Here is a 17,857-nt window from a genome sequence, read left to right as displayed (position 1 = left end):
TATCCGCGCCCCAACAACATCCACAAATGGTTCGTGGGGTGGGGCTGGCGGGGGGGTGCCGCCCCCCCCCGGGGGGGGGGGGGGCCACGGGCCCGCGCACGGAGGCGCAGGTCACAGGGCGGTGGACCGGACCGCGTCCTGGGTGAGGTCGGCCACGGCCTGGGGCTGGGAGAGCATCACCAGGTGCGAGGAGTCGACCTCGACGGTGGTCATGCCGGCGAGCGCGGGGTCGATGTCGGCGGCGAAGAGGGCCGGGAACCTGTCGACCGCCACCGAGACGTCGGCGCCGGTCCCGTCGGTGCCCGTGCCGGTGGCTCCGGTCCCGGGGAACGGGGTGTGGACCAGCGCGTCGTCGACCACGCTCCGGTTGGACACCGCCGGGGCCACCACCTCCAGGCCGGTGGCGGTCAGTTCGGGGATGACGCGGGCGTAGCTGGCGGCGTCGGCGAAGGCGCCGTGGACCAGGACGACGGTGGGGCGGGCGGCTGGGGCATGGGAGCACTCCTCGGTGCGTGGGTGAGGGGGTGTGCGGAGGGGGGCGTACGAAGGAGGTGTACGAAGGAGGTGGGGTCAGAGCGTGCGGCGCACGCCCGCCTGGCGTTCGACGTTGCGCAGCTGGATCGTCAGGTCGCCCTCCACGGCGGCGTGGGCGGGGCCGCTGCGGCCGATGGGCAGGACCTCCTCGCTGCGCATGTCCTCCAGCATCAGCGCGAACGCCGCGTACATCGCGACGACCGCCACCAGGAGGCCCAGGGCGCCGGACGTGCGGGTCAGCCACTCGGCGCCGGTCAGCCCCGACAGGCCGGTGGCCACCCAGCGGGGCAGGGAGACCACCAAGACGCACCACAGCGCGCGCTTGGGCCGCGTCACGGCCGCCATCAGCGCCCCGAAGCAGAGGAACACCAGGTTGAACACGCCGAGGACCCGAAGGCCCTCGGCCGCGCCGCTGACCATGACGAGCGCGTACGCCAGCCAGCTGCCCGCGAACGTGCCCATCAGCGTCGCCGCGATCACGTCACGGGCCCCGAAGGACAGGACGCTCACCAGGAATTGCAGCGCGAAGGCCGGCAGCACGCACAGGGCGACGGCGCCGCGGGCCTCGGACTCGAAGACCCCGAGCTGGAGACAGCCCGTCATCACGGAGGCGATCGCCACCGTGAAGAAGCCCAGCGGCATGGGTGAGGCGATGGGGCGCAGGTTGATCCTGGTCATCGACCGCAGGTCCGGTTCGAAGCGGCGCCCCGGCGGCGCGTCCGGCCCGCTCTTCGGCCCGCTCTCCGGCGCATCGTCGGCCCCGTCGTCGTCGGCGGCGGCAGAGGAAGCTGTACTCATCGTGTGGATCTCTCGTTCGGTGCGCGCACGTTCAGTGCTCGAAGCAGGGGTCGACGAACGGCGGTGGCGTGTCGACGGCGGAGCCGCGGGCGACGCGCCACCGGCGGTGCTGCTCGGACTCGGCCGCGGCCTCGGCCACGAGCGACGCCTGACGGGCACCGCTCTGGTAGCCGCCGAAGTGGGCCACGGGGCTCCACGCCGGGCTCACGGGCGGCACGGCCTCGTCGAGTCCCGCGTACTCCGCGCTCGCGTAGACGATGCGCCCGCCGACGACGGTGAGCACGGCTTCGATGTCGGGGATGGCGGCCTCGGGCACGGTGAGGTAGTCGTCGGACAGGATCGCCAGGTCGCCGTAATAGCCCTCCCGCAGGATTCCCTTGACGTCCTGCTCGCCGGTGAGGCGCGCGCCGCCGCGGGTGTAGAGGCCGAGGGCGATCTCCCTGTCGATCAGGTTCCCGGCCGGGTAGAGCGCGGTGCCGCCGACGGTGCGCCCGGTCACCAGCCAGTGCAGTGCGACCCAGGGGTTGTACGAGGAGACGCGGGTCGCGTCGGTTCCGGCGGCGACGGTCAGGCCGCGGTCGAGCATGGCGCGGACCGGCGGGGTGTGGGCGGCGGCCTCGGCGCCGTAGCGGTCGCGGAAGGCGGTGCCCTGGAAGGACATGCGGTTCTGGACCGACAGGGCGCCGCCGAGGGCCGCGATCCGGTCCAGGCTGTCGGCGGAGACGGTCTCGGCGTGGTCGAAGAGCCAGCGGTTGTCGCCGGGGAAAAGACCTTCCGCGGCGAGCTTCTCGAAGACCGCGAGATCGCGGCGGATCGTCTCGTCGTAGGTCGCGTGGAGCCGGAAGCCCCAGCCGTTCTCCATCAACAGCCGCACGGCCTTCTCGAACTCGTCCTCGTACCCGTCGGCGAGCTCGGGCCGGGGTTCGGAGAAGTTCTCGAAGTCGGCGGCGGCCCAGGTCAGGTTCTCGCCCGCGCCGTTGAGGCGGAGCCACTCGTCCCCGTCGCCGGGCTTCACCATCTCGATCCAGCGCTTCAGGTCGGCGAGTTCCTGACCGGCCGTCTGCGGGAACAGGTGGTAGGCGATCCGCAGGGACAGCTCCCCCGCCGCGGCGAGGTCGACGACCGTGGCGTAGTTGTCGGGGAAGTTCTGGAAGCCGCCGGCGGCGTCGACCGCCGAGGTCAGCCCGAAGCGGTTGAGCTCGCGCAGGAAGTGCCGCGTCGAGGTCCGCTTGTCGGCCTCGTCGAGCGTCGGCGCCTTGGCCAGGGTCGAGTACAGGATGAGGGCGCTCGGCGCCGCGAGGAGGACGCCGCTTGGTTCGCCGTCCCGGCCCCGGACGATCTGTCCGCCGCGCGGGTCGGGCGTTTCACGGGTGAATCCGGCGGCCTTCACGGCGGCCCGGTTCATCAGGGCCGACTGGTACAGGTGCAGGACGAACACGGGGGTGTCGGGGGCGGCGGCGTTCAGCTCGGCGACGGTCGGCATCCTGCGTTCGGCGAACTGTTCGGCGGTCCACCCGCCGACGACCCGGATCCACTGTCCCTTGGGGGTGCGGGCCGCCTGGTCGCGCAGCAGGGCGAGGGCGTGGCGGAGGCTGCGCACCCCGTCCCAGCGCAGTTCGAGTACGTAGTTCAGGCCGCCTCGGATGACGTGCAGGTGCGAGTCGTTCAGGCCGGGGATCACTCGGCGGCCGAGGGCGTCGACGACCTTCGTACCCGGTCCCACGAGGTGGGCGAGGTCGTGGTCGTCGCCGAGGGCCGCGACCTTGCCGCCGCGGATCGCGACGGCGCGGGCCTCGGGGCGGCCGGGGTCGCCGGTGAACACCTTCGCGTTGCGTACGAGGAGGTCGGCCTGCGCGTCTTCCTGCCGCGCGGCGGGCACGACGCCCGCCACCGGCATGCTCGTCGAGGGCCCGCTCATGACAGGGCCTTGCGCAGGGCGGCGGTGGCGACACCGATGGCGAGCTCCGCGGCCTGCGTCCCGCGCAGCGCGTTCAGCATGACGAAGTCGTGGATGGTCCCCTGGACGCGCAGGGCGGTGACGGGGACTCCGGCGGCGCGGAGCTTCGCCGCGTACGCCTCGCCCTCGTCGCGCAGGACGTCGGCCTCGGCGGTGATGACCAGGGCGGGCGGCAGGCCGGTGAGCTGCTCGGCGGTGGCGCGCAGCGGCGACGCGGTGATCTGGGAGCGCTCGGCCTCGTCGGTCGTGTACTGGTCCCAGAACCACTTCATGGCGTCCCGGCGCAGGAAGTAGCCCTCGGCGAACCGATGGTAGGAGTCGGTGTCGAAGTCCGCGTCGGTGACCGGGTAGAAGAGGACCTGGTGCCGGACCTGGACGTCGCCGCGCTGCTTGGCCATGAGGGTGAGGGCGGCGGTCATGTTGCCGCCGACCGAGTCGCCCGCGACGGCGATCCGGCTGCCGTCGAGGTCCTTGTGCTGGCCCTCGCGGGCGATCCACTGGGCGACGCGGTAGTTCTGCTCGATGGCGACCGGGTAACGGGCCTCGGGCGAGAGGTCGTACTCGGGGAAGACCACGGCGGCCCCGGTGCCGACGGCGAGTTCGCGGACGAGCCGGTCGTGGGTGTGGGCATTGCCGAAGACCCAGCCCGCGCCGTGGAGGTAGAGGACGACGGGGAGGGGTCCGGTGGCGCCGCGGGGCCGGACGATCCGGGTGCGGACGCCGCCGGTGGGACCGCCCTGAACGGTGACCCACTCCTCGTCGACGGCGGGCAGGGCGACGCCCTCACCGCTCTGGACGTCGTCCACGGCCTTGCGGCCGTCCGGCACGGGGATCTGGTAGAGGTACGGCGGCTCGGCGGTGGCGTCGGCGAAGGCCTGGGCGGCGGGTTCGAGGGTCGGCGGGGGCGGCGGGGTTGTCATGACGAGTGCTCCTTTGCGGGTGTGCGGGACGGGTCTCATGTGCGGGTTTCAGCGGGTGCGGCGCGCGGCGTCGACGATCACGTCGGTGACCACGGCCGGGCGGGAGACGGGCACGGCGTGCGACGCGTCGACCTCGGTGGTGTGCGCGCGGGCGCGGCGGGCCATCCACCGCTCCGCCGCGGGCGGGATGTTCTTGTCGGCGGTGGCGACGAGCGCCCAGGACGGGATCGTCTTCCAGGCCGCTGTGCGGGCCTTCTCCTCCAGTGCGGCGGTCGCGACCGGGCGCTGGGTCGCGGCCATGACCGCCGCGTCGGCGGCGGGCACGTCCGCGGCGAACTGCCGGTGGTACTTGGCCTGTTCGATGACGAGTTCGCTGCCGGTGCCGCCGCCGGGCAGCGGGTACGGCTGCGGGTTGACCGTCTCGCCGAGGGTGGATCCGGGGAATTTGGCGGCCAGCTGGGCCGCGCTCTCGCCCTTGTCCGGGGTGAACGCGGCGATGTAGACGAGGGCCTTGACGCGGCTGTTGCCCGCGGCGGCACCGCTGATGACGGCGCCGCCGTACGAGTGGCCGACCAGGACGACGGGCCCGTCGACGGTGGCGAGCACGCCACGGAGGTAGGCGGTGTCGGCGGTCAGGCCGCGCAGCGGGTTGGCGGTGGCGACGACGGGGTAGCCCGCGCGGCGCAGCCGCTTGACCGTGCCGCTCCAGCTGGACGCGTCGGCGAACGCGCCGTGGACCAGGACGATCGTGGGCTTGGGAGCGTGTCGTGCGGTGTCGGCGGCGGGCGTGCCGCTCGCGGGGGCCGCACCGATCAGGGAGGCGAGCGTCGCGGGCAGGGCGAGGGTGAGGGCGCACTTCACGGGAAGCATGTGTGGTTCCTTGTCGCGTGAGTTGGGGGCGGGTGTCCTCGGTCGAGGACGGTGAGCGGCGGGCGGCCTCGGGGCGAGGGCGGAGAGCGGTGGGCGGCCTCGGGGCGAGAGCGGAGAGCGGCGGGCGGCCTCGGGGCGAGAGCGGAGAGCGGTGAGCGGGCCCGGCGGATCGATCGGGCGCAGGCCGCCTCAGAGCCCGTACGCCTCAAGCAGCCGCAGCCACACCTCGCTCACCGTCGGGAAGGCGGGAACGGCGTGCCGCAGCCGCTGGAGCGGGACTTCACCGACGATGGCGACGGTGGCGGTGTGGATGAGTTCGGTCGCCATCGGGCCGGTGAACGTGCAGCCGACGACAACTCCTCGGGTCTCGTCGACGACGAGCTTGGCGCGGCCGCGGTAGTCGTCCGCGTGCAGCACGGCCCCGGCGACGCCGTCGATGCGGTACTCCACCGCACGGACCGAGAGGCCCGCCGCGCGTGCCGCGCGTTCCGTGAGGCCGACGCTCGCGACCTCGGGCTGGGTGAAGACGGCCTGCGGGACGGCGACTCGGTCGGCCTCCGCGCTCCAGGCCTGCCAGGCGCCGGTGCCTGCCGGACGGCCGACCGCGCGCTCGACGATCGCGGCGGCGCAGGCGCGGGCCTGGTACTTGGCCACGTGGGTCAGCGGCGCACGGTGGTTCACGTCGCCGACGGCGTAGAGCCAGTCGCCGTCGAGGGCGGTGACGCGGCAGGTGTCGTCGACCGGGAGCCAGTCACCGGCCGCGAGGCCGACGGTGTCCAGGCCGAGGTCGTCGGTGCGCGGGCGCCGGCCGACGGCGGCGAGGACCTCGTCGCAGACGAGGGTGGCGCCGTCGTCGGTCTTCAGGGTCACGGTACGGGTGGTCCCGTCGCGGGCGGCCCGGGTGGCCGAGACCCCGAAGCGGATCGTGACGCCCAGGTCGGCAAGGCCCCGGGCCACCTCTTCGCCCGCAAAGGGCTCCCAGCCGGTCAGCAGGGCCTGATCGCGGACGAGCAGGGTGACGGCGGAGCCGAGTGAGCGCCACGCGGTGGCCATCTCGCAGGCCACCACTCCCCCACCGATCACGACAAGCCGCTCGGGCACCGCATCGGCCGTGGTGGCCTGCCGGTTGGTCCACACCCCGATCCGGTCGAGGCCTTCGACCGGCGGCAGCGCGGGATCCGTGCCGGGGCTGAGGACGACCGCGCGCCGGGCCCGCAGGGTGCGGACCGTGCCGTCGGCGCCGGTCACGTCCACCCGGCGCTCCCCGGCGAGCCGCCCGTGGCCGCGTACGAGGGGGATGCCAACGTCGCTCAGCCAGTCGGCCTGGCCCGTGTCGTCGCCACGGCCGGTGAAGCGGTCACGGCGGGCCAGGACGCGTGCCGGGTCGAGCGCTGCCGTGACCGCCTGCCGGGCCCCGTCGACCGACCGCGCGGCCTCGCGGGCCGCGCCGGGACGCAGCAGGGCCTTGCTGGGCACGCACGCGCGGTAGGAGCACTCGCCGCCGACCGCGTCGGCCTCGACGACGGCGGCGGTCAGCCCGGACTGGACGGCCCGGTCGGCGACGACCTCGCCGCCCGGACCGCCGCCGACCACGACGACGTCATAGGTGTCCTCCGTAGGTGGCTCCTCGGTATGTGCGGCCCTCATCAGCCGCGCACCAAAGGGGTGTCCACGAGGTGCTCGGCCAGGAACCACACCTGCGCCTCGCCGGTGCGGATGACGTCGGAGACGAGCAGGTCGGTGCTGCCCTCGTCGCCCTCCGCGGAGAGCCGGGCGGCGGCGTCCCGCGCGTCGATCAGGATCCGCTCGTGCGCGTCGAGGAGCCGCGACAGCATGACGGGGACCGGCTCCACGCCGTCCGGCGGCCGGGGAATGGCTGTCAGCTCCGCGACGTGCCGCGGGTCTCCGACCGCGACGCCGCCGAGGGCCTGGATCCGCTCGGCCAGCGCGTCCACGATGGCCAGTTGGGCCTCGGCGTGCTTGTCCAGCATGAGGTGGAGCGAGTAGAAGGTCGCCCCGCGCATGAGCCAGTGGTGCTTCTTGTAGAGGGAGTACAGGATCTGCGTATCGGCCAGTACGCGGTTGAGGCGCTGGCCCGCGTACATGCGGGTGTCGTGGCCGAGGCCGATCGGCAGTTGCTTGAGCGTGCCGAACGCCTGGGTCTCGGCGCCCTTCTGGTGCAGCAGCGGCTGTCCGCCGCCGCGTGGGGACGCGGTGGTCGCGGTGTCCATCATGTGCTCCTGACGTACTCCTGGTCGGGGAAAGGGAAAGGGGAAAGGGAAAGGGGAAGGGGAGAGGGGAAGGGGAGAGGGAGGGCCCGGCCGTCCGGTCGGGGGGCGCGGAGCGGCCGGGCCCGGTCTGTGCGGCGCGCGCTCAGCGCCCGCCGCGGGCGGCGGGCCGCACCGCGGCCGGGGCCGGCCGGTGCAGGACGAGCCGGGTGAGCAGCCCGCTGCCGAGGCCGGCCACGAGCGCAACGGCCGCCCACCACAGCGGGTACGGCGTGAGGCCGAGGGCCGCGTCGAGGGACCAGTCGCCGGGTCCGGTGGCGGCGAGGGCGGCGGCGGTGCCGATGAGGACGAGCGGGTACTCGTATCCGTCGTTCTGCACCCAGAGGCCGTTGTGCCACTTCACGGTGAGAGCGACCGTCATGACCCCGATGACCCCCGTCGCGGCGAGCGGGGTGAGGAATCCGGCGGCGAGCAGCAGACCCGATCCGATCTGGCCGCCGCCCGCGGCGAGGGCGGTCAGGGCCCCGCCCCGGAAGCCGTCGGCGCGGAACTCCTCCGTGCCGCCCTCGAGTCCCTTCCCGCCGAGGTGCGAGCTGATCTTCTGGACCCCGTGGCCCGCGACGAGCAGACCCGCCAGCAGACGCAGGATCAGAATGCCGGTGTCCAAGGCTGTCAGCCGGCCGCGTGCTCGCCGATGACGCTCTGCGCGTACACGACACCCAGGCCGTACGCGCCCGCGTGGGCCTTGACGATCTCCATGACGGCGCCGTACGTCTCCTGGCGCGCCCAGTCGCGCTGGAGCTCCAGGAGGACCTGGACCCAGGTCACCGGGACCGCGCCGGCGGCGATCATCCGCTGCACCGCGTGCTCGTGGGCGGCGGGGCTGACGCCGCCGGACGCGTCGGAGACGACGTACACCTCATAGCCCTGCTCAAGGGCGGAGAGCGCGGGCAGCACCAGGCAGACCTCGGTCCACAGGCCGGACAGGATGATCTTCTTGCGTCCGGTCGCCTTGACCGCCGCCACGAGCGCCTCGTCCTCCCAGGCGTTCATGCTCGTACGGTCGATGACGTCGTGCCCGGGGAACACCTCGGCGAGCTGCGGCAGCAGCGGCCCGGAGAAGGACTCGGCGGCGACCGTGGTCAGGACGGCCGGCACGTCGAACGCCCGGGCCGCCTTGGCGAGACCCACGGTGCTGTTGATGATCGCGGCGCGGTCGCCGCTCCCCGTGCCGAAGAACATCTGCGGCTGGTGGTCCACGAAGAGCATGACCGAGTTGTCGGGCGTGAGGAGGTCCGAACTGGGGGCGGCCTGCACCTTGGTGATGTCGAACATGAGGGGTCCTTTCAAGCAATCGGTAGCGCGCCCACCGCGTCCGCGGCCCGGCACCCCCCGAAGCTACGGCCGCCCCGACCGCCCGACTTTCCTCCCCGCGCCCAGGAGTTGGCACCCCAGCGCACAACCCGCCCAGGGCCAGCCACGTAGTATCCGATCATCAGCACCCGGCTCGTCGCGGCGCCGAACCGACCTCGTGCCGAACCGACTTCGCGTCGAACCGACTTCGTTCCTGGAGGCGACATGACCAGCGCCCTTCTCGTGATGGACGTCCAGCAGGCCATCGTGGACTTCGTCGACGACGGCTCCGGATATCTGCCGCGCCTGCGCAGGGCGATCGACGGGGCCCGCGCGGCGGACATCCCCGTGATCTACGTGGTCATCGCGCTGCGCCCCGGCTTCCCCGAAGTCGGCACGCGCAACAAGCCTCTCGCCGCCATCGCCCGGGCCGGCCTCTACGTCGAGGGCGCGCCGGGAACCGAGATCCACCCCGACGTCGCGCCCCGGCCGGGCGACGTGGTGGTCACCAAGAGGCGGGCGAGCGCGTTCTCGGGCAGCGACCTCGACGTGGTGTTGAGGGCCCGCGGCATCGAAAGACTCGTCCTCACCGGCATCGCCACCAGCGCCGTGGTGCTGTCCACCGTGTGCCAGGCGAACGACCTGGACTTCGGCCTCACGGTCCTCTCCGACGCCTGCCTGGACCCCGATCCAGAGGTGCACCGGGTCCTCGTCGAGCGGCTCTTCCCGCAGTGGGCGGATGTCGTCGCCGTCGACGACTGGGTCAAGGCGGTCGCGCCTCAGTAGGGGTGCGGCCTGAAGGAACAGTTCCTCACGCGGGCCGAGAGGGGCGGGTGGCCTCCCAGGCCGCCTCGACCATCTCGAAGATCTCGTCCACCGCGGCCTCCGGGTCGCGCGCGTCACGGGCCAGCGAGTAGGCGTCGATCACGAACCTGGCGATGGTCCGGCAGGCCGTCGTGGTCCGTGACAGGTCGGGGTCGGCGGCGATGGCCATTGCCAGCGACTCCGCATGGCGCAGCCTCATCGACTCCTCGTACTCCCGCAGGGCACGGGACTCGTCGATCATGCGGTAGATCGGGGCGGCGCCGTCCGCCGTGCAGTGCCGGACCATGGCCTGGATCTCGCGGCGCAGCGCGGGGATGAGCGGCTCGTGCGGCGCCCGGTCGGTGACCGCCTGCGTGAGGCGCTGCTCGAAGGTGTCGTCCTGCTCGAACACCAGGGCCTCTTTCGAGGCGAAGTGGGAGAAGAGCGTGGTGACGGCCACGTCGGCCTCGGCGGCCACGTCACGGATGCCCACCGCGTCGTACCCGCGTTCCAGGAAGAGCCGCAGGGCGGTGTCCGCGATCTTCTGGCGGGTCGCGGCCTTCTTGCGCTCACGGCGTCCGGTCGTCGGCACGGTCATGCCCTGACGCTACCAAATGCAAAGCCATAACCGTTCTAAAACCCTAACCGTTAGTGTTACGTTCGTCGGCATGAAGAGAGTGAGCTTCGCCGAGTTCGGCGGTCCGGACGTACTGCACCTCGTGGACGCCGAGGAGCCCCACGCGGGCCCCGGGCAGATACGCGTCGCCGTGCGCGCGGCGGGAGTGAACCCCGTCGACTGGCGGATCCGTGAAGGGCAGTTCCAGCAGGTCCGGCCGGTCGCCCTGCCTGCCGGCGTCGGGCAGGACGCTTCCGGCGTGGTGGACGAGGTGGGTGCGGGCGTCGAAGGGGTCGAGGTCGGTGACCACGTCCTCGGGCGCGGCTCGAGTACGTACGCCGAGTTCGCCGTGCTTGCGGCCTGGGCCCGGATGCCCGAGGGCCTGACGTTCGAAGAGGCCGCCGGGTACCCCTCCGTGGTGGAGACCGCGCTGCGCATCATGCGCCAGGCCGGTGTGCGATCCGGGCAGACGCTGCTGGTCAGCGGCGCGTCCGGAGGAGTCGGATCGGCGGTCCTGCAGATCGCCCGCGACCGCGGCATCACGGTGATCGGCACGGCCGGGGCCGCGAACCAGGACTATCTACGTGACCTGGGCGCCGTCGCCACGACGTACGGCGAGGGCTGGGTCGAGCGGGTGCGGCAGCTCGGCCGGGTCGACGCGGCGCTCGACCTGGCGGGTTCGGGCGTGATCCGCGAACTCGTCCAACTGACCGGGGATGCGGGGAAGGTGATCTCCATCGCCGACCTCCGCGCGCCGGAGCTCGGCGCCCGGTTCTCCGGCGTGACCGGGGACGTGCCGGGGGCCCTCGCCGAGGCCGTCGACCTCATCTCGCGGGGCAAGCTCCACATCCCGGTCGAGAAGTCGTACGCGCTCGCCGAGGCCGCGGCCGCGCACATCGACTGCCACGCCGGTCACACGCGCGGACGCCGCGTCATCGTCGTCTGAGCCGTCCCCCGCCCGCCGGCACGGCCCGGCAGGCCGCCTTCCTGCCTTCCTTCCTTCCTTCCTGCCTTCCTGCCTTCCTGCCTTCCTGCCTTCCTGCCTTCCTGCCTTCCTGCCAGCCAGCCAGCCAGCCAGCCAGCGATCCTGCCGGGGCCCACCGGCAGGTGTGCGACACACAAGGAGCCCCATGCACACTCCTGTCACGATCATCGGCGCCGGACTCGGCGGCCTCTTACTGGCCCGCGTCCTGCACCTCCACGACATCCCGGTCGCGGTCCACGAGGCGGAGCCCTCACCGACGGCGCGTGCGCAGGGCGGGATGCTCGACATCCACGAGCACAACGGCCAACTCGCCCTCACAGCAGCCCACCTGATGGACGAGTTCCGCGGCCTCATCCTGGCGGGCCGCCAAGCGACACGGCTGCTCACCCGGGACGGGACCGTTCTGTTCGAAAAGGCCGACGACGGCACCGGCACAAGCCCCGAGGTACAGCGCGGCGAGCTGCGCCAGATCCTGCTGGACGCGCTCCCCGACGGCACCGTCCGATGGGGCCGCAGGGCCACGGGGGTCCGCGCCCTCGCCGATGGCCGCCACGAGGTGACCTTCGCGGACAGCACCGTCGTCGTCACGAGCCTGCTGGTCGGCGCGGACGGCGCGTGGTCACGAGTCCGGCCGCTGCTCTCCGACGCCACACCCGCATACGTCGGCCGGTCCTTCGTCGAGACCTCCCTGCACGACGCCGACACCCGGCACCCGGCCACCGCGAAAGCGGTCGGCGGCGGGACGCTCGTCGCGCTCGACCCGGACGGGAACGGGAAGTGGCTCGTGGCGCACCGGGAGAGGGGCGGGACCCTCCACGCCTACATCACCCTGACCAAGCCGCAGGACTGGTTCGCCACCATCGACTTCACCGACGCCGCGGCGGCCGCCGCGCGGATCGCGGAGGAGTACGACGGCTGGGCGCCGGAACTCACCGCCCTGATCACCGCGGGCCGGACCGCGCCGGTCCTGCGCCCCCTCCACGCCCTGCCGGTCGGCCACCACTGGGACCGGGTTCCGGGAGTGACCCTGCTCGGCGACGCCGCCCATCTCGCCACGCCCAACGGCGAAGGCGCCAACCTTGCCCTGCAGGACGGCGCCGAACTCGGAAAGGCCCTCGCCGCACACCCCGGCGACATCGAGACCGCTCTCACCGAGTACGAGCGGGAGCTGTTCCCCCGCGGCGCCACGGCCGCCGCCGCAGTCGCCCACCACCCCACGCCCCAGGCGATGATCGATTTCTTCACCGGCTGAGAACTCTCCTGCTGAACGCACTCTCCTGCTGAATGACTTGCCACGTACGGCGCCGCCCGCCACGCCCGCCACGCCCGCCACGCCCGCCACGCCCGCCACGCCCGCGGCAAGATCGTCCTCACCGTGCCTTGACGAAGTCACTCAGCCACGGCGTGTCCGACTCCCCTTGATGGCCGAACTTGTGCTAGGCAGCCGCACTCTTGGTACGTACCATACGTCTGCCTGAGGCCCTCAGTCAGCGGGCGGCCCGCTCGTCCCCCATGCCCGCCCGCTTGGCACGCACCCCATGACTTGTCGTGGGTCTGTGCCCCCTTCTCCTGAAACCGCTCACGTCACATTTCAGGATTCAGGCCCCATCAACGCGATAGGAAAACCATGGCCGGTGGACTTCTCGCGAGCGGCGCGCTGACAGCGTTGTTCGCCATGGCTCTGGCTCCACCCAGCACCTCCCAGGACGTCCCCACTCCTCCCCAACCGCCCGAAAAGATCCGCGTCGAGGTCGCCACAGTCAACGGCTCCGGCTGCCGCAACGGGACGGTCGCCGTGGCCGCCGCCCCGGACAACTCGGCGTTCACCGTCACCTACAGCGACTACCTCGCCAGCGCGGGAGACCAGTCCGACCCCGTCGACTTCCGCAAGAACTGCCAGCTCAGCCTGGTCGTACACGCCCCGGTGGACTACACCTACGCGATCGCGAGCGCCGATTACCGCGGATACGCCTGGCTGCATCCCGGCGTGACCGGCATGGAGAAGGCGTCGTACTACTTCCAGGGCTCGTCCGAGACCACGTCCGAGAGCCACCGCTGGCGCGGACCCTACGGCGACAACTGGCAGGCCACCGACTCCAAACCCTGGGAGGAACTGGACTGGGCACCGTGCGGCGCCCAGCGGAACCTCAACGTCAACACGGAGCTGCGGGTCCTCCTCGGGGCCTCGGACTCCGACAAGACCAGCTTCATGACCATGGACTCGACCGACGCCAAGGTCAGCAGCGTCTACACACTCGCCTGGAAGCGGTGCCCGAGCTCGTAGGCAGGGACTCGTAACGAGTGGCTGGAGGCACCACCTGCAAGGCGGTGCCTCCAGCATGCGCAGGTGCGGCGCTCGCCCTCAGCCGGACCGCGGCAGGGCGGGCGGCGGGTCGTGGCGGATGCGGTCGGCCGGTACGCCCGCGTCCGCAAGGTCGGCCGCCACGGCATGGACCATCGCGGGTGGCCCGCCGAGCAGGGCAAGGCACGTGGAGAGAGCGCCATGCCGGACCACCGCCTCGGCGATCTGCCCGTACGCGTCAGCTCCCGCCCCTTCGCCGATCACCGGGACCGTGCTCAGCCACGGCCGGCGGCGCTCCAAATCGGTCAGGTACGCGGTGTCGTACAGCTCCTGCGGTGTACGGGCGCCGAGGAACAGCCGGACACGGGCTCCCGGAGCCCGCCGCCCCTCCAACTCCTGGAGCAGCGCCTTCATCGGGGCCCAGCCGGTGCCGGAAGCCACCAGGAGCACCTGGTCCACCGGCCCGCCGTCCAAGGTCAACACCCCGCGCGCGGGGCCGAGTCGGAGGACGTCGCCGCACTGTGTGTGACGCACCAGCGCCTCGCTCACCCCGCCGACGCCGGACAGCCGGACGTGGAACTCCAGCTCGCCGTCCGGCTGCGGGGCGCTGGCCAGGTAGTACGGACGCCAGGCGTGCGGCAGTCGGGGGGATTCCACGGCCGCGTACTGGCCCGCCCGGTACGGGTAGGGCTCGTGCGGGCGGACGCGGAGCACCACGACGTCCGGGGTGCGCGGCTCATGGGCGGTGACGGTCGCCTCCCAGCACGGCGGTTCGTGGAGGGCGGCCTCCGCACCCTGGACCATGGCCGCGACGGCGAACCGCAGCATGCGCAGCCACGCCTGCTCCAGGGCTTCAGACCACTGCTGCCCGGCCTGGTGACGCAGCGCCTCGCACAGCGCGGCCTCGAACGCCTCGTAGTGGGCGGGGCGCACGCCGAGTTTGCGGTGGTCGCGGCCCAGCTGCGTGAAGGTCGCGGCGATCTCGTCGGTCCGGCCCAGGTGCTCGATCAGGTACCAGAAGGCCCGTGCCAGGTGGGCCCGCTGGAACTCCATCGACTCGGGGAACAGCCCGCGCAGATAGGGGTGCCGCTCGAACAGCGCCTCGTAGAGGTGGGAGATCAGGTCCTCGAAAGGGGTCACGAGGTCGAGGCAGCGCGTGATGATCCGCCGGTCGGCCGTGCCGTCGTACGACGCCCGGCTCCCGCCCCCGGTCTCCGGGGCCCGGCCTGGGGACTGGCTCGGGGACTGGCTCGGGGACTGGCTCGGGAACTGGCTTGGAGACCGACTTGGGGACTGGCTCGGCGACAGCAGTCGTTGCCGCAGGCGCATCGCCTCGTGCCGCGCGAGGAGCGCGTGGTACTCACCCTTGCCCGTGCTGATGGCTCAACACCCCCTCGTCCACGCGCCGCACACCGCCGTGGACCCGGGCACGGCGTACGGGGCGGGGCCAGGGAAATGTCTGGGGAGACGTGGCATGAACGCGACTCCTTATCGGCGAAATCGGCGAGGGGAATTCCGGGCAGGCAGGCGGCCCGGCCCGCGCGGGGTCGGTCCGGTCCGCCTGTCCAGCTGAGCGGGCGCGTCAGTATCGCACCGCGCTGACCTGGCCGAACGGCCCTATCCCCAGGGCCGTTCGGCCCTCCTCGCGCCATCGTCGGGCGCGCGGGCATACTGAACCGTCCGTCAGTTGATCGGCACCCCACCTCCCCCGCCTGCCCCTGCCCCTGCCCCTGCCCATTGAGCGAGTTCCCCATGAACCAGCAGTCCCCGCCCGCCGCGCCCCTGCGTGTCTTCGTCCTCGACGACCACGAGGTGGTGCGCCGGGGCGTGCGGGACCTCCTCGACGCCGAGGAGGACATCGAGGTGGTCGGCGAGGCGGGCAGCGCCCGGGAGTCGCTGGTTCGGGTGCCCGCCACGAACCCGCAGGTCGCGGTCCTGGACGTGCGTCTCGGAGACGACAAGGGCAGCGACCACGGCGGCATCGAGGTGTGCCGGGAGCTACGGGCCCGGATGCCGGACCTGGCTTGTCTGATGCTGACGTCGTTCGACGACGACGAGGCGCTGTTCGACGCCATCATGGCCGGGGCCGCCGGTTACGTCCTCAAGCAGATCAACGGCTCGGAGCTGGTGACGGCGGTGCGCACGGTGGCGTCGGGCAAGTCGATGCTCGACCCGCGTACGACGGCCCGGGTGATGGCACGCCTGCGCGGCCCCCAAGAGCCGCCGGAGTCACCCGAGGTGGAGCGGCTCTCGCCCAGGGAGCGAGAGATCCTGGAGCTGATCGGCGAGGGGCTGACCAACCGGCAGATCGCCGAGCGGCTGTTCCTTGCGGAGAAGACGGTAAAGAACCGGGTCTCCACCCTCCTCGCCAAGTTGGGCGTGGGCCGCCGGGTCCAGGCAGCGGTGATCGCCGGCCGCATCCGTGGCCAACGCGAGCAGCGGGAACAGCGGGAGCGGCGAGGCTTGGGGAACGCGTAGCCCGCCCCGGTCCGGGGGGACCGCCCTGCGTCCGGCATCACCTGGCTGCCCACACGTCGCTCCCCCGATTCCGGCTCCCACCCAGCCATGCTGGTGCCCCTCGTCCCTCGCTCGGGAGTCCGCATGCCTTGGAAACGTCTCGCGGAACACGCCGAAATCCTTGCCGTGCACGCGGCGTACGTCGGATTCGGGAAGATCCTCTACTTCGGTGGCGACCAGCACAGCGGGAAGCAGAACCAGGCCCACTCATTCGATGCCACGCGGCTCTTCGACTGCGGGTCCTCCGCGGTGGCGACCCTGCCGTCGCCGACGTTCGACTCCTTCTGTTCCGGCCACGCCTTTCTCGGCGCCGTCAATGTCGTGAAGCTGCTCGTCGCCGGCGGAACCGAACGCTTTCTGTTGCCGACCGGATTCCACCAGCACCACTTTCCCGGACTGCGCGACGCGGCGATCTTCAGTTCGCCCGACTTCGCGACGGGGAGCGGCGGCTGGGACTGGCAGTCCGTGGCCGCGATGAACATCAGCGGCCTGGTCAAGGGACCGGACAAGGAAGACCCCCAGCCCACTCCCGAGCGGACCGGCGGCCGCTGGTATCCGACCCTCATCGCGCTGCCCAGCGGTGACGTCATCGCCTTCTCCGGACATCCCGGTCCCAGCGACCTCAACCACAACAACGACATCCCCGAGGTGTTCACCCGCAAGCCGGAGCCGCAGGGAACCTGGCGTTTCCTCGCGCCGTACAGCGATCCGTCCGCCCACGGGTACTACCTCGAACACGCACAGCCGCTGTACCCGCGGGTCCACCTCCTGCCGTCCGGTGACATCCTCTGCTCCAACCCGACGCACTACCCCAGGGAACGGCTCCCCGAGCGGCTACAGGCACTGACCACCGACTCGCGGCCGCCCACCACGTTCAGCTTCCAACCGGACGTGGGACCGTTCGGCGGGACGTTCACCGCTGTCGCGCTGTTTCCCACGGCGGACGACGCTCCGATGGACTACGGCGGCTACAGCTCCACCTCCGTGCTGCTTCCCCTGGGCGAGAAACCCGCGAACGCCGCGAGCCGGAACAAGCCCAAGACCTATACCGGCGACGTGCTGATCTGCGGAGGCGCCAACAGGACGCCCTACCGCCTCACCCTCAACGGGTGGAAGCCCACAGCCGCCCCCGGCAGCTGGAAGTGGCGCCCGACACGACAGCGCGCCACGAACAAGAGCCGTCTCCACGCGAACGCCACGCTCCTCCCCACCGGGGAGGTGGTGATGACCGGCGGCATCGACTACAAGCCCCTGCCGGTACCCAACGCACCGGCTCCGCCGGACAGCGCGGCCGTGCACGAGCCCGAGGTCTACAACCCCTACACCGACACCTGGTCCGTCCTGGACGGTCCGGGCGAGGCGGCCGCCACGGCGCGGAACTACCACTCGGTGGCCCTGCTGATGCCGGACGGCCGCGTGTGGACCGCCGGCTCCAACAAGGACGCCGCCCAGTCGGTCGTCGACGCCGTGCCGCCCGCGGACGACTACCGCAATCTCGACATCGAGATCTTCGAGCCGTGGTACCACGCCGTGCCCGAGACCGAGCGCCCCTACATCACCAAGGCGCCCAGCCTGCTGTATCCGGGAACCACCGTGCCCATCGAAGGTACGTACGCGGAGGAGATCGACCGCGTGGTCATGGTGGGCTGCGGCACCTGCACCCATGCGTTCGACTCGGGCCAGCGGCTGATCGAGCTGGCCTTCACGCACACGGGCGGCAACGTACTGAACATCACCGTGCCGCCGAACAACAAGGTGATGCCCCCGGGCCCCTATCTGCTCTTCACCCTCCGGGAGTGGAGCAACCCCCTCGGGCTCCCGTCGTACGGCACGGACATCGTGGTGGTCTCGCCACAGGACACGTGACCGCGATACACCAGGGCCCATGGCGGACTGCGTCAGAGCGGTGCGAGGACGCAGAACTCATTGCCCTCCGGGTCGGCGAGGACCGTCCACGGGACATCACCCTGACC

At 72.0% G+C, this 17,857-nt stretch carries 17 protein-coding genes; 6 read left to right on the top strand and 11 right to left on the bottom strand.

Features of this window, described 5'->3' with window-relative positions; all coding sequences use genetic code 11:
• Positions 1-111 precede the first annotated feature (111 nt).
• The 9 genes from ACFWZ5_RS09215 to ACFWZ5_RS09175 all read right to left on the bottom strand — a co-directional run bounded on the left by ACFWZ5_RS09215 (position 112) and on the right by ACFWZ5_RS09175 (position 8,642).
• On the bottom strand, positions 112-465 hold the full coding sequence (locus ACFWZ5_RS09215) for a hypothetical protein (RefSeq protein ID WP_384787635.1): 354 nt from the start codon (positions 463-465) through the stop codon (positions 112-114).
• A 105-nt stretch (positions 466-570) separates the two neighbouring features.
• Positions 571-1,332, bottom strand: a complete 762-nt coding sequence (locus ACFWZ5_RS09210; RefSeq protein ID WP_384787525.1) for a GPR1/FUN34/YaaH family transporter — start codon at positions 1,330-1,332, stop codon at positions 571-573.
• A gap of 31 nt (positions 1,333-1,363) precedes the next feature.
• Positions 1,364-3,250 carry an amidohydrolase gene (locus tag ACFWZ5_RS09205; protein WP_384787522.1) on the bottom strand — a complete coding sequence of 629 codons (1,887 nt, stop codon included), beginning with the start codon at positions 3,248-3,250 and terminating at the stop codon, positions 1,364-1,366.
• Positions 3,247-4,209, bottom strand: coding sequence for an alpha/beta hydrolase (locus ACFWZ5_RS09200; RefSeq protein ID WP_384787519.1), 963 nt, complete (start codon positions 4,207-4,209; stop codon positions 3,247-3,249). The genes ACFWZ5_RS09205 and ACFWZ5_RS09200 overlap by 4 nt, the downstream gene beginning before the upstream one ends.
• Before the next feature lie 48 nt (positions 4,210-4,257).
• Positions 4,258-5,079 carry an alpha/beta fold hydrolase gene (locus ACFWZ5_RS09195; RefSeq protein WP_384787516.1) on the bottom strand — a complete coding sequence of 274 codons (822 nt, stop codon included), beginning with the start codon at positions 5,077-5,079 and terminating at the stop codon, positions 4,258-4,260.
• 189 nt (positions 5,080-5,268) lie between these two features.
• Positions 5,269-6,726: a dihydrolipoyl dehydrogenase family protein gene (locus ACFWZ5_RS09190; RefSeq protein ID WP_384787513.1), complete on the bottom strand. Its 1,458-nt coding sequence runs from the start codon at positions 6,724-6,726 to the stop codon at positions 5,269-5,271.
• Positions 6,726-7,310, bottom strand: coding sequence for a Dps family protein (locus tag ACFWZ5_RS09185; RefSeq protein ID WP_384787510.1), 585 nt, complete (start codon positions 7,308-7,310; stop codon positions 6,726-6,728). The genes ACFWZ5_RS09190 and ACFWZ5_RS09185 overlap by 1 nt, the downstream gene beginning before the upstream one ends.
• Before the next feature lie 142 nt (positions 7,311-7,452).
• Positions 7,453-7,974 carry a DoxX family protein gene (locus ACFWZ5_RS09180; protein WP_384787507.1) on the bottom strand — a complete coding sequence of 174 codons (522 nt, stop codon included), beginning with the start codon at positions 7,972-7,974 and terminating at the stop codon, positions 7,453-7,455.
• Positions 7,975-7,979: 5 nt separating this feature from the next.
• Positions 7,980-8,642 (bottom strand): hydrolase, encoded by a 663-nt coding sequence (locus tag ACFWZ5_RS09175; RefSeq protein ID WP_384787504.1) that lies wholly within the window; start codon positions 8,640-8,642, stop codon positions 7,980-7,982.
• A gap of 243 nt (positions 8,643-8,885) precedes the next feature.
• Here ACFWZ5_RS09175 and ACFWZ5_RS09170 point away from each other — a divergent pair, with 243 nt between their 5' ends.
• Positions 8,886-9,446, top strand: coding sequence for a cysteine hydrolase family protein (locus ACFWZ5_RS09170; RefSeq protein WP_384787501.1), 561 nt, complete (start codon positions 8,886-8,888; stop codon positions 9,444-9,446).
• A 25-nt stretch (positions 9,447-9,471) separates the two neighbouring features.
• Here the strand turns inward: ACFWZ5_RS09170 and ACFWZ5_RS09165 are convergent, their stop codons facing one another.
• A complete protein-coding gene (locus ACFWZ5_RS09165) occupies positions 9,472-10,062 on the bottom strand; it encodes a TetR/AcrR family transcriptional regulator (RefSeq protein WP_384787498.1) in 591 nt (196 codons plus the stop codon).
• Between the two features lie 70 nt (positions 10,063-10,132).
• Between ACFWZ5_RS09165 and ACFWZ5_RS09160 the strand changes: the two genes are divergently transcribed.
• The 3 genes from ACFWZ5_RS09160 to ACFWZ5_RS09150 all read left to right on the top strand — a co-directional run bounded on the left by ACFWZ5_RS09160 (position 10,133) and on the right by ACFWZ5_RS09150 (position 13,349).
• Entirely contained in the window at positions 10,133-11,026 is an 894-nt protein-coding gene (locus tag ACFWZ5_RS09160; protein ID WP_384787495.1) for an NADP-dependent oxidoreductase, read from the top strand.
• Between the two features lie 184 nt (positions 11,027-11,210).
• Entirely contained in the window at positions 11,211-12,317 is a 1,107-nt protein-coding gene (locus tag ACFWZ5_RS09155) for an FAD-dependent oxidoreductase (RefSeq protein ID WP_384787492.1), read from the top strand.
• A 375-nt stretch (positions 12,318-12,692) separates the two neighbouring features.
• Complete coding sequence (locus ACFWZ5_RS09150; RefSeq protein ID WP_384787489.1) at positions 12,693-13,349, top strand: DUF4360 domain-containing protein; 657 nt, start codon at positions 12,693-12,695, stop codon at positions 13,347-13,349.
• A 78-nt stretch (positions 13,350-13,427) separates the two neighbouring features.
• Here ACFWZ5_RS09150 and ACFWZ5_RS09145 read toward each other — a convergent pair whose 3' ends face one another.
• The gene (locus ACFWZ5_RS09145; protein WP_384787486.1) at positions 13,428-14,696 is read right to left on the bottom strand and encodes a globin domain-containing protein; all 1,269 of its coding nucleotides are present in this window, start codon (positions 14,694-14,696) and stop codon (positions 13,428-13,430) included.
• Positions 14,697-15,119: 423 nt separating this feature from the next.
• Here ACFWZ5_RS09145 and ACFWZ5_RS09140 point away from each other — a divergent pair, with 423 nt between their 5' ends.
• Positions 15,120-15,845, top strand: a complete 726-nt coding sequence (locus tag ACFWZ5_RS09140; RefSeq protein WP_384787483.1) for a response regulator — start codon at positions 15,120-15,122, stop codon at positions 15,843-15,845.
• Positions 15,846-15,968: 123 nt separating this feature from the next.
• Positions 15,969-17,750, top strand: coding sequence for a galactose oxidase-like domain-containing protein (locus ACFWZ5_RS09135; protein ID WP_384787479.1), 1,782 nt, complete (start codon positions 15,969-15,971; stop codon positions 17,748-17,750).
• The last annotated feature ends 107 nt before the right edge of the window (positions 17,751-17,857 follow it).

The sequence above is a fragment of the Streptomyces sp. NPDC059003 genome (genome assembly GCF_042740445.1).
GTDB lineage: Bacteria > Actinomycetota > Actinomycetes > Streptomycetales > Streptomycetaceae > Streptomyces.
The sequence above is the reverse complement of the archived record's forward strand: the minus strand, read 5'-3'. Positions and strand labels throughout refer to the sequence as shown.

Excerpts from the sequence above, each read along its gene's own strand:
- ACFWZ5_RS09210 (WP_384787525.1), bottom strand. The coding sequence starts at position 1,332 with ATGAGTACAGCTTCCTCTGCCGCCGCCGACGACGACGGGGCCGACGAT.
- ACFWZ5_RS09205 (WP_384787522.1), bottom strand. The coding sequence starts at position 3,250 with ATGAGCGGGCCCTCGACGAGCATGCCGGTGGCGGGCGTCGTGCCCGCC.
- ACFWZ5_RS09200 (WP_384787519.1), bottom strand. The coding sequence starts at position 4,209 with ATGACAACCCCGCCGCCCCCGCCGACCCTCGAACCCGCCGCCCAGGCC.
- ACFWZ5_RS09195 (WP_384787516.1), bottom strand. The coding sequence starts at position 5,079 with ATGCTTCCCGTGAAGTGCGCCCTCACCCTCGCCCTGCCCGCGACGCTC.
- ACFWZ5_RS09190 (WP_384787513.1), bottom strand. The coding sequence starts at position 6,726 with ATGAGGGCCGCACATACCGAGGAGCCACCTACGGAGGACACCTATGAC.
- ACFWZ5_RS09185 (WP_384787510.1), bottom strand. The coding sequence starts at position 7,310 with ATGGACACCGCGACCACCGCGTCCCCACGCGGCGGCGGACAGCCGCTG.
- ACFWZ5_RS09175 (WP_384787504.1), bottom strand. The coding sequence starts at position 8,642 with ATGTTCGACATCACCAAGGTGCAGGCCGCCCCCAGTTCGGACCTCCTC.
- ACFWZ5_RS09170 (WP_384787501.1), top strand. The coding sequence starts at position 8,886 with ATGACCAGCGCCCTTCTCGTGATGGACGTCCAGCAGGCCATCGTGGAC.
- ACFWZ5_RS09165 (WP_384787498.1), bottom strand. The coding sequence starts at position 10,062 with ATGACCGTGCCGACGACCGGACGCCGTGAGCGCAAGAAGGCCGCGACC.
- ACFWZ5_RS09160 (WP_384787495.1), top strand. The coding sequence starts at position 10,133 with ATGAAGAGAGTGAGCTTCGCCGAGTTCGGCGGTCCGGACGTACTGCAC.
- ACFWZ5_RS09155 (WP_384787492.1), top strand. The coding sequence starts at position 11,211 with ATGCACACTCCTGTCACGATCATCGGCGCCGGACTCGGCGGCCTCTTA.
- ACFWZ5_RS09150 (WP_384787489.1), top strand. The coding sequence starts at position 12,693 with ATGGCCGGTGGACTTCTCGCGAGCGGCGCGCTGACAGCGTTGTTCGCC.
- ACFWZ5_RS09145 (WP_384787486.1), bottom strand. The coding sequence starts at position 14,696 with ATGCGCCTGCGGCAACGACTGCTGTCGCCGAGCCAGTCCCCAAGTCGG.
- ACFWZ5_RS09140 (WP_384787483.1), top strand. The coding sequence starts at position 15,120 with ATGAACCAGCAGTCCCCGCCCGCCGCGCCCCTGCGTGTCTTCGTCCTC.
- ACFWZ5_RS09135 (WP_384787479.1), top strand. The coding sequence starts at position 15,969 with ATGCCTTGGAAACGTCTCGCGGAACACGCCGAAATCCTTGCCGTGCAC.